We start from the raw sequence: 9,955 nt of genomic DNA, 5'->3' as shown, positions 1-9,955 counted from the left end.
ACCCGCGGTTGTGGCAGCTGGCTTGGGGGCAGGTTTGGCAGCAGCAGGTTTAGCAGCTGGCTTCGCGGCAGGTTTGGCAGCAGCGGTTTTGGCAGTTGGCTTCGCGGCAGGTTTGGCAGCAGCGGTTTTGGCAGCTGGCTTCGCGGCGGGTTTGGCAGCAGCGATTTTGGCAACTGGCTTGGCGGCCGCTTTAGCCGGTGCACGAGCACCCAGCACTTTCGCTACGGCTTCCTTCACACGACCAACACCCTGGGCCAGTTTCAGGCTTTCTTGAGCATCTTTTTTGAGTTGGGAAATGTAGGTGCGGGTTTCAGCCTGGCGATCCTTGAGAGCGTCCAGCAGGTCTTCGAGTTCTTTGACAGCGTCTTTGGCCTTGGCTTGTGCCTTGGCCTTGCCGGCAGTAGCGGCGTCTTGCAGTTTGGTGCGGGATTTGTGCAGCTTTTCTTGCGCTTTACCGCGTTGTTTTTCCAGCTTGGCGAGCAGTTTTTCTGCATCGGCCAACGCTTGGGAACATGCGCTTTCCAGATGTTCGAGCAGGCTGCCCGACAATTGTTGGAGTAAATGCAACGGGGTATTTACAGGCTTCTGTTTGGCCGACATGGTTTACCTCCTGGCTGACGTGGGTGCGGCTCATACTAGCCCTCTGCTCTTACCGCCGCTAGGGCATGTTGACAGTATCGTTTGCGTTGCGTTGCACGGTGCGAAAATTCTTATCGATATAACGAAAATACGCCGCACTTTTTACGCACCCGCACTGGCATAATCCGTCGCACTTTCGGCAGGAGAATGCCCATGTCGCGTTACCTTTTTCTTATGCTGGGCCTGGCGATTTCCGCGGCCAATGCGAGCGAGCAATCACCGTCAAAAACCACCTCCCAAGACCAACACGACCTTGCGTACAGCCTGGGCGCCAGCCTCGGTGAGCGCCTGCGCCAGGAAGTCCCGGACCTGCAGATCCAGGCCTTGATCGACGGCCTCAAGCAAGCCTATCAAGGCAAGCCACTGGCGTTGGATAACGCACGCATCGAACAGATTCTTGCCCAGCATGAAGCGCAGTCCGAAGCCGACGTCCAAGCCCCAAAAAGTGAAAAGGCGCTCGCCGCCGAGCAGCAGTTTTTAGCCAAAGAAAAAGCCGCGAAAGGAGTACGCGAGCTGGCCGATGGAATCCTGCTCACGGAACTGACACCCGGCAGTGGTAACAAGCCTGGCGCGAATGATCAGGTTCAAGTGAATTACGTTGGACGATTGCCCGACGGCACGGTCTTCGATCAGAGCACGCAGCCCCAATGGTTTCGCCTGGACAGTGTGATCAGCGGCTGGAGCAGCGCGTTGCAGCAGATGCCGGTCGGGGCCAAATGGCGCCTGGTGATCCCATCGGCCCAAGCTTATGGTGGCGACGGTGCCGGCGAGTTGATCCCGCCGTATACGCCCCTGATATTCGAGATCGAGTTGCTCGACACCCGTCATTGACCCAATAAAAAACGGTGCGCCATGCGCACCGTTTTTATCTCGCCAGCCAAGGTCAGGCCTGGGCGGCAGCTTCTTCCTTATGGGCGTTGTGGAGCACTTCGATCAGGCAGTCTTCCAGTTCGAAACGCTCATGGAGCAGGCCACCCAACTCCTTGAATTTCTCGGCAACACATTGGCCGGCATCACACAGGTCGGTGAACGCCAGCAGCTTCTCAGTGATGACATCGATGCGCGGGTAAAGGGTCTCGGCCAGTTCCAGACCACGCTGATCGTCGAAGGCTTCCGCCTCTTTGGTCAGCTGCTCGTAGACGCCGAAATGACCGGCAGACACGTAGTCCACCAATACACCGCAAAAATCCTGCAACGGTTCACGATTTTCAGCCAAGGCCTCGGGTTTGGCACCAAGAGCATCAAAGGCCCGAACCAGTTCGTGACGTGCCTTCAACCAGCTGTCGATCAGCTTGTGCACCCCACCCCAGCGTTCCTGAGCATTCTGACAACTTTCCAGCATGATGATCTCTCTTCCCTATAGGGACGCTGCCGCCTGATGCCCGCGCGACACTTCAAGGATAAAACAGCAGCGGGCCAAGGCTGCGTTCGACAAACGGTTTCAATAACGCATGCGGGCCAGATTATGCCCCCATGACTATGGCTTCAAGGTACGCAGGAGAGAAAGTTCATACAAGTGTTTAATCCCTTCCTACGAACTGCGGCCTCCGTTCAGCGCCTCGCCGAATGTAAAGGATGGCTCGAAAACAGTCGGGAAAATTGCATGACGCCAAGGATCAACATGCCCAGGAAGAACAACAGGCTCCACTCGGGAAGGCTCAGGTCAAACAGCGTCCAGCTTATTTCCATGCAATCGACAGTGCCTTTGACCGTCAATTGCAATGCCTGCCACAGCGACAGGTTTTCGATCATGTGACTGAGACTGGGCCAGCAATCGGTGGCCTGATCAGGCGCGGCATTTTGCAGCAGCACCTGGCGCACCGCGGTGATGGCGCCCAACAACGCGCATACCATGCTCGTAACCCCATACAGGTAAAAAGTGGAACGCCTGGGGTTGTGGATGGCGGCGACCAGATTGATCAGCGTGAAGGCAGCCAGAAAGACCCGTTGCATCTGGCAAAGGAAACAAGGGCGTAACGAGGCACCGAACTCAAGATAGAAGGACGCGCCCAGCGTCAGCGCACCCGCCATGAACGCAAGGAAAAACAAGGAGCGTGAAGGGGCCAAAGACATGCTTTATCCGCATCGCGAGAGATAGGTCGTTACGTTAGAGTAAAGGCCTGACCCCTTTCAATACGCGCCAGAGCAGACGATTCCGTGAGAACGTAGGGACATCCCGTCAGAGCACGGAAGACTTGAAGCGTGCGAGCGTAGGAGTTTGCTTCAAAGGGCTTCAGGACCGGTATATGGCAGCATTGAAGGGCTGGCTGTCAGATGGATCTGAGCCAACCCTCTACTTCTTTCCTACATCAAACTCGGGCGGGAACTGGCAACGGAGACGCCAGCAAACGGTTATCCAACAGGCCCAGGCCTTCCTGGAACAACTGGTTGCTGCGCTCGGTGTCGCCCAACTGGGCCAACAGCCGCGCCAGTTCGGCACAGGCCTCGGGATTACGCTGCACCTGCAGGCTGCTTTCCAGGTAATCCCGCGCCTTGCCCCACAGGCTGTTCTGCAGGCACAGGCGACCCAACGTCAGCAACAGGCTGGCATCACCCGGATGGTCCTTGAGCCAACCTTCGGCAAACTTCAGTTGCCGGGCCGGCTCACTGCCGCGCAGCAAGCCGTAGAGACGAATCAGGTGGCTGTCGTAGCTGCGCTTGATAGCACCGCGCAACGCCTTCTCCGCCTTGGCATCGGCGCCCAATTGACGCAGTTGCTCGGCATAGGCCAAGACCAGCTGCGGCTCCTGGCGCTGGGCGGAAGTGAGTTGTTGCCAGGCCCGCTCAAGAGATTGCAAGCCGGCTTCGCCCTGCTCTTCGCGCTGGGCCGCCAGGCTCAGGTTCTCCCCCCAGGCACGACGTTCCAGCTCGGCCAATTCGCTGGCGGGCAGCACCTTGTCCTTGCGCAGCTCCGGCAACAGGCGGATCACCGAAGGCCAGTCGCCCCGCTGCTGGTGCAGACGCTGCAATTGGCGCAGCACTTGGCCGTTGTGGGGATGACGCTCGTGCATGGCCTGCAAGGTAGTGAGCGCACCGTCAGTATCGCCACGGTCCAATTGCAACTGCGCATGGCTCAAGGCAACCGCCAGCTCGGCTTGGGGCTGACGCTCCAGGGCGCGTTCGAGCAAACCGTCCGACTCTTCGTAACGGCCCTGCTCATTCGCCGCCCGGGCCGCGCCCAGGTAGTACAGCAATGGCTGGCGCTCGGCTTCGGCGGCTCGGTGCAGGTGACGTTCGGCACTGGCCCAACGGCCTTCGGCGAGGTCCATCTGGCCCTGTTCGATGGCGATCTGCACGCGGCGACTGCGGTTACGCCGCGACCACGGGTTCACCACGCCACCCGAGGTGGTGACCAGGCTCAGCAATACGCGGATCAAGTAGATTGCCAGGCCGAAGACAAACACTGCCACCACGGTAGCCCATAGGCTCGACTCGTAATGCAGCACATGAGGATAGGTAATCAGCACATAGCCGGTGTGTTTCGAAATGCCCACAGCCAGCGCCAGGGCGATTGCAATCGCCAGCACCAGGATCACATAGAAACGCTTCATCGGCTCTACTCCTGCTTCGCCGAGGTAGCCGCCGGCGTGGCCGCCGCCTTGGCTTCGTCGGCAGACAGATGACGACGCTCGAGGTACGCCTGCACCGCAGCCAGGCTTGCCGCCAGGTCCGGTGTCACCACCGAGACGGCCTTGGGCTCAAGCTCGGCAATACGCGCCAGCATCGCCTTGCTCTGCGGGTTGTCCTGGTTGAAGTTGTCCTGCAACACGCTGCGCGCCTCGCCCAGGGAACGGCTGTACACCGCCGACTCACCATTGAGCGCGGCCCATTGCGCTTGCTCCAGGGCCAGGCTGAGGGCCAGGCGCACCTGGTTCAGGCCTTGGCCGGCGAGCAGTGGACGAATGTTGTCGTCGGGGTTGAAGTCGATGCGGAAGTAACGGGAAATCTGCTCCCACCACTGGCTCCAACGGCTGTCCGTATCAGTGCTAGGGCGCCCCTGGGATGCGGGCTCGGTCAGTTGATACTCAGGGGCGATGGCCGCTAGTTGCACGACCTGATCGCGCAGGGCCGCCAATTGCAGATACAACCCGGTGCGATCCGGCTGCTCAGTACTGCGCAACGCGGCAAGGCTCTTGGCCAGTTGCTCGCGGGCAGCGTAGGAGCCTGGATCGCTTTGCTCGCGAAGAATCTCATCTGCGCCCTGGACCAGCGCCTGGGCGCTGTTGATGTCCTGCAAGGCAGACAAGCGCAAACTCGCCAGGCGAATCAAGTGCTCGGCCTCAGCCAGGCGCCAATCCTTGCGGCTGGCACCCAGTACGGTTTCCAGCCGCTGGCTCAAGTGCTGCTGGTCACCCTGCAACTGCGCCACCAGACGACGGCGCTCCTCCAGCTCATCCGCACCCGGCAGTTGCGCCAGGCGTGCAGCCAGTTGTTGCTGGCTTTGCTTGAGGGTCTGGGATTGGTCATCCAGGGTCTGCACTTGGCCCAGCTGTTGCTGGCTGCTGGCTTGCAGGGCACGGACCTGCCAGATCCCCCAACCGCCGGCGGCAACACCCGCAGCGCCAAGCAGCAGGGCGACAACTGCCAGGCCATTGCCGCGGCGCGGCGCGGTGACCGGTGACTCAACCGGCGCATCAAGTGCGGGTTGGGTTTCATCTTTAGGCAAGGCTGTTTCGCTCACGTATCCGTCCTTTGCGTATCAGAGAGTGGGAACGGGATGACTCCGTAACGCCACTAACAAAGCCGCGGCACTCGCGCCGCGACAATCCACAACTTTTTCTGCGCCTGCGGCCCGCGCCATCTCGGCGACTCGCGGGCTGGGCACGAACAACGGCAGCTGTGCCACCTGTGGCCAATCGGGTCCGGCCAAGGCTTGCAGGTGCAAAAAACCCTGCCCACTGCTGACCACCAGGCCGTTCAAGCGTTCCAACTGGATGCGCCGAGTCAGTACACCCGTGTCGTAAGTCGGCAGGAAACGGCGATATAACTCCAAGTAGTCGACACTAGCACCTTGCTCACGCAAACGCTCAGCCAGCAGCTCCCGACCGCCCTCGCCGCGCAGGATCAACACCCGTGCATCCGGCCGTGCGATAGCCTCGCGCAACGCAGGCAATTGAAGCAAGGCCTCGCTGTCGTCGCCGGTTTGGGGATAGTGAACGTGGAGGCCGTGGTCAGCCAGTACCTGCGCGGTGGCCGCACCGACGCTGAACCACGGCAGTTGCGGCGAGGCGTGATCCAACTGCTGCACGGCAAGCCGCGCGGCCGGTTTGCTCACTACGATCACCGCACAATAGCGGCCAAGATCGCCGAAGACGGCCTGTTGTTCGGGGGTAACGGGTAACGGCTCGATGTCCAGCAAAGGCAAGCTGCTGCTGAAGATACCGGCTTTGGACAACGCCGCCGCCAGGGCCGCCGATTCCTCGGCAGGCCGTGTCAGCAGCACTCGCCAATCGGTCACTGCGGGCCGGCCTCGCCGTAGACCTTTTGCAGAATGGCGCCAGCGCCCTTGTCCAGCAGCTCTTCAGCCACCTGGACACCCAGGGCGACGGCATCACGCTGCGGGCCACGGACTTCGGCAGTCAGCAGCGTGCCCCCTTGCGGATCCCCAACCAGGCCACGCAGCCACAGGTTTTCACCTTCGAGCACGGCGTAACACGCGATCGGCACCTGACAGCCACCGTTGAGGTGCTTGTTCAAGGCGCGTTCGGCCGTGACACGCACTTCAGTGTCGTGGTGATCCAGGGGTTTGAGCAGCGCGTGGATCTCACTGTCGGCGGTGCGGCATTCGATGCCCACGGCGCCTTGCCCGCCAGCTGGCAGGCTGTCTTCGACACTGATGGCCGAGGTGATGCGGTCTTCGAAGCCCAGACGGATCAGGCCGGCGGCGGCGAGGATGATCGCGTCATATTCGCCGGCATCCAGCTTGGCCAGACGGGTGTTGACGTTGCCACGCAGAAAGCGGATCTGCAGGTCCGGACGACGGGTCAACAACTGTGCCTGGCGACGCAGGCTGGAGGTGCCGACAATGCTGCCCAGAGGCAGGTCGTCCAAGGACGCGTAAGTGTTGGAAACGAACGCGTCGCGCGGGTCTTCACGCTCACAGATGCAAAACAGGCCCAGGCCTTCGGGGAAGTCCATGGGCACGTCTTTCATTGAGTGCACGGCGATGTCGGCTTCGTTTTCCAGCAGCGCGGTTTCCAGTTCCTTGACGAACAGGCCCTTGCCACCGATCTTCGACAACGGCGAGTCGAGCAACTTGTCGCCGCGACTGACCATGGGCACCAAGGTCACCTTGAGGCCGGGATGAGCCTGTTCGAGGCGTGCTTTGACGTATTCGGCCTGCCACAAGGCCAGGGCGCTTTTACGGGTGGCGATGCGGATTTCGCGAGAGGACATGGATCAATCCGTACTGAATAGATACGGCAGATAATAACAGCTCAGGCAAATACGCTTTGATTTGAATCAGCAAGTGCGGGGCCTCCCTGGCCACGGCGCACCGGGATAATGAATGCAGTCTCGCCAAAACCCTCGGGCTAAAGCTGCTGCATCATCTTGCGCACGCCAGCGACATGGCGCCGGCTGACGATCAACGCATCCCCGTTAAGCCCTTTGAGAAATAACTGAAAGTGTCCAAGGGGCGTGCGCTGCAGGCGCTCGATTCGCTCGCGGGCCACCAGCGCATTACGGTGGATTCGCACGAAGCGGTCACCGAATTCATCCTCAAGGGCCTTGAGCGGCTCATCGAGCAACACTTCGCCAGACTCATGCCGCAGGGTCACGTACTTGTGATCAGCAATGAAGTAGACCACCTGGTTCAAGGGGATCAGCTCGATGCCTTTGCGTGTGCGGGCGCTGATATGGCTGCGTGGCCCATTACCGCTTTGGGCGGCGGGCTGGGTCAGGGCAGCGAGTTGGGCGCGGTTGGGACGTTCGGCTTTCTTCAGGGCCCTGAGCAAGGCCTCGGCAGTCACTGGCTTGACTACGAAGCTGACACCACTGGCTTCCAGTGTCTGCGCGGCAAACTCTTCTTGTGCGGCGCACAACACCACGGCTGGTGGCGATTCGCGCTCGCTCAGGCGGGCAGCAACTTGCAGGCCATCAAGGCCCGGCATGCGGATATCGAGCAACACCACGTCCGGCTTGAGGCTTTCGATCAACGTCAACGCCTCCTCCCCGCTGGTGGCACTCGGTTCAAGGACTGTATAACCCTCGAGCTCACTGACCAAACGGCTCAGTCGCTCGCGGGCTTGGGGTTCGTCATCAACGATCAGGACATTCATATAGCGCTGGATTCCTGCGTGAGTCTCGCACAAGGATAGCGTAGACAGGTGCGGTGACTTGCGTCACAGCGATCCACGCTAAGACTAGCGCGAGCGGCAAAAAGTGCCCTGACAGCGGCACCCATATTTACCCGGACCTGTTCAATAGCGCCCAAGACCTGCTGCCTTCGGGCATCGTCGTAGGGTTTGCTGATACACAATCCGAATACCCCCCCTTTTAAATGGATAGTCAGGCTCTGACCGCATTACCCGACTTTGGTGCATTCACACACTATCAGTCCAACTGTAGACGCTCGCCGAGACGATATTGCTCAATCGTCAAATATCGTATCAATAAGCACCTGCCTCCAGTCTCGTCCCGGACGCGGTCGGCGGCAAGGCACTTAGCCATCCTTTGCACAAATAAAAATGCCGACGACCCGCAGCACCGCCTCCAAGGGCAACCCTGTTATTATCGCCGGCACACTTTCATGCCTCTTAATAAGCAGACCACGAGCGAATCCATGAGCACCGACAAGACCAACCAGTCCTGGGGCGGCCGCTTCAGTGAACCCGTCGACGCCTTCGTCGCCCGCTTCACCGCCTCCGTCACCTTTGACCAGCGCCTGTTCCGCCACGACATCATGGGCTCTATCGCCCATGCGACGATGCTGGCCAAGGTCGGCGTGCTGACCGACGCCGAGCGCGACAGCATCATCGATGGCCTGACCACCATCCGCGGTGAGATCGAAGCCGGTACGTTCGACTGGCGTGTCGACCTGGAAGACGTGCACATGAACATCGAGGCTCGTCTTACCGACCGTATCGGTGTGACCGGCAAGAAACTGCACACCGGTCGTAGCCGTAACGACCAGGTGGCCACCGACATCCGCCTGTGGCTGCGCGATGAAATCGACCTGATCCTGTCCGAAATTACCCGCTTGCAGAAAGGCTTGCTGGAGCAGGCCGAGCGTGAAGCGGACACCATCATGCCCGGTTTCACCCACCTGCAAACCGCACAACCCGTGACCTTCGGCCATCACCTGCTGGCCTGGTTCGAGATGCTCAGCCGCGACTACGAGCGCCTGGTCGATTGCCGCAAGCGCGCCAACCGCATGCCGCTCGGCAGCGCTGCACTGGCGGGCACCACCTACCCGATCGACCGCGAGTACACCGCACAACTGCTGGGTTTCGACGCCGTCGGCGGCAACTCCCTGGACGGCGTGTCGGACCGTGACTTCGCCATCGAGTTCTGCGCCGCCGCCAGCATCGCAATGATGCACCTGTCGCGCTTCTCCGAGGAGCTCGTGCTGTGGACCAGTGCGCAATTCCAGTTCATCGACCTGCCGGACCGCTTCTGCACCGGCAGCTCGATCATGCCGCAAAAGAAAAACCCCGACGTGCCCGAGCTGGTGCGTGGCAAGAGCGGCCGTGTATTCGGCGCACTAATGGGCCTGCTGACCCTGATGAAAGGCCAGCCTTTGGCCTACAACAAGGACAACCAGGAAGACAAGGAACCGCTGTTCGACGCCGCCGACACCCTGCGCGACTCACTGCGCGCCTTTGCCGACATGATCCCGGCGATCAAGCCCAAGCACGCGATCATGCGTGAAGCGGCCCTGCGCGGTTTCTCCACGGCGACTGACCTGGCGGACTACCTGGTACGCCGCGGCCTGCCGTTCCGCGACTGCCACGAGATCGTTGGCCATGCGGTGAAATACGGCGTGGACACCGGCAAGGACCTGGCGGAAATGAGCCTGGAAGAACTGCGTCAGTTCAGTGACCAGATCGAACAGGACGTGTTTGCCGTGCTGACCCTGGAAGGTTCGGTGAATGCCCGTAACCACGTGGGCGGTACCGCGCCGGCGCAGGTGAAGGCTGCGGTCGTGCGCGGCCAGGCCCTGCTCGCGAGCCGCTAAAAAATGCGGGAGGGGCTTGCCCCATATGCGCTAACCAAATCTCCCACTCCATAGCTCATCTTGCTGGTATCCCCGTTTTCGCGGGGATTCACGCAGTTTCCGACTTATCGTTCCCCACTCTTCAAGGCAAGTAAATAA

Annotated in this window: 10 protein-coding genes; 2 read left to right on the top strand and 8 right to left on the bottom strand. The window is 60.6% G+C overall.

Features of this window, described 5'->3' with window-relative positions:
• Nucleotides 1–600 (bottom strand): AlgP family protein (locus FIV39_RS33185; RefSeq protein WP_222435756.1); only part of this gene is annotated, 600 nt, incomplete at its 3' end.
• Between the two features lie 192 nt (nucleotides 601–792).
• Here FIV39_RS33185 and FIV39_RS32840 point away from each other — a divergent pair.
• Nucleotides 793–1,470: an FKBP-type peptidyl-prolyl cis-trans isomerase gene (locus FIV39_RS32840; protein WP_090401528.1), complete on the top strand. Its 678-nt coding sequence runs from the start codon at nucleotides 793–795 to the stop codon at nucleotides 1,468–1,470.
• A gap of 52 nt (nucleotides 1,471–1,522) precedes the next feature.
• Here the strand turns inward: FIV39_RS32840 and rsd are convergent, their stop codons facing one another.
• The 7 genes from rsd to FIV39_RS32805 all read right to left on the bottom strand — a co-directional run bounded on the left by rsd (nucleotide 1,523) and on the right by FIV39_RS32805 (nucleotide 7,919).
• Nucleotides 1,523–1,981 carry a sigma D regulator gene (rsd, locus tag FIV39_RS32835; protein ID WP_090401527.1) on the bottom strand — a complete coding sequence of 153 codons (459 nt, stop codon included), beginning with the start codon at nucleotides 1,979–1,981 and terminating at the stop codon, nucleotides 1,523–1,525.
• 209 nt (nucleotides 1,982–2,190) lie between these two features.
• A complete protein-coding gene (locus FIV39_RS32830) occupies nucleotides 2,191–2,712 on the bottom strand; it encodes a disulfide bond formation protein B (protein ID WP_090401526.1) in 522 nt (173 codons plus the stop codon).
• Between the two features lie 236 nt (nucleotides 2,713–2,948).
• Entirely contained in the window at nucleotides 2,949–4,190 is a 1,242-nt protein-coding gene (locus FIV39_RS32825) for a heme biosynthesis protein HemY (protein ID WP_090401525.1), read from the bottom strand.
• A 5-nt stretch (nucleotides 4,191–4,195) separates the two neighbouring features.
• Complete coding sequence (locus tag FIV39_RS32820; protein WP_090401524.1) at nucleotides 4,196–5,320, bottom strand: uroporphyrinogen-III C-methyltransferase; 1,125 nt, start codon at nucleotides 5,318–5,320, stop codon at nucleotides 4,196–4,198.
• 18 nt (nucleotides 5,321–5,338) lie between these two features.
• Complete coding sequence (locus FIV39_RS32815; RefSeq protein ID WP_090401523.1) at nucleotides 5,339–6,097, bottom strand: uroporphyrinogen-III synthase; 759 nt, start codon at nucleotides 6,095–6,097, stop codon at nucleotides 5,339–5,341.
• A complete protein-coding gene (gene hemC, locus FIV39_RS32810; RefSeq protein ID WP_090401522.1) occupies nucleotides 6,094–7,035 on the bottom strand; it encodes a hydroxymethylbilane synthase in 942 nt (313 codons plus the stop codon). The genes FIV39_RS32815 and hemC overlap by 4 nt, the downstream gene beginning before the upstream one ends.
• Before the next feature lie 137 nt (nucleotides 7,036–7,172).
• Entirely contained in the window at nucleotides 7,173–7,919 is a 747-nt protein-coding gene (locus FIV39_RS32805) for a LytR/AlgR family response regulator transcription factor (protein WP_090401521.1), read from the bottom strand.
• A 503-nt stretch (nucleotides 7,920–8,422) separates the two neighbouring features.
• Between FIV39_RS32805 and argH the strand changes: the two genes are divergently transcribed.
• Nucleotides 8,423–9,817, top strand: coding sequence for an argininosuccinate lyase (gene argH / locus FIV39_RS32800; protein WP_090401520.1), 1,395 nt, complete (start codon nucleotides 8,423–8,425; stop codon nucleotides 9,815–9,817).
• Nucleotides 9,818–9,955: the final 138 nt, after the last annotated feature.

This window comes from Pseudomonas grimontii, assembly GCF_007858185.1.
GTDB lineage: Bacteria > Pseudomonadota > Gammaproteobacteria > Pseudomonadales > Pseudomonadaceae > Aquipseudomonas > Aquipseudomonas grimontii.
This window is presented reverse-complemented; position numbering and strand designations above follow the sequence as displayed.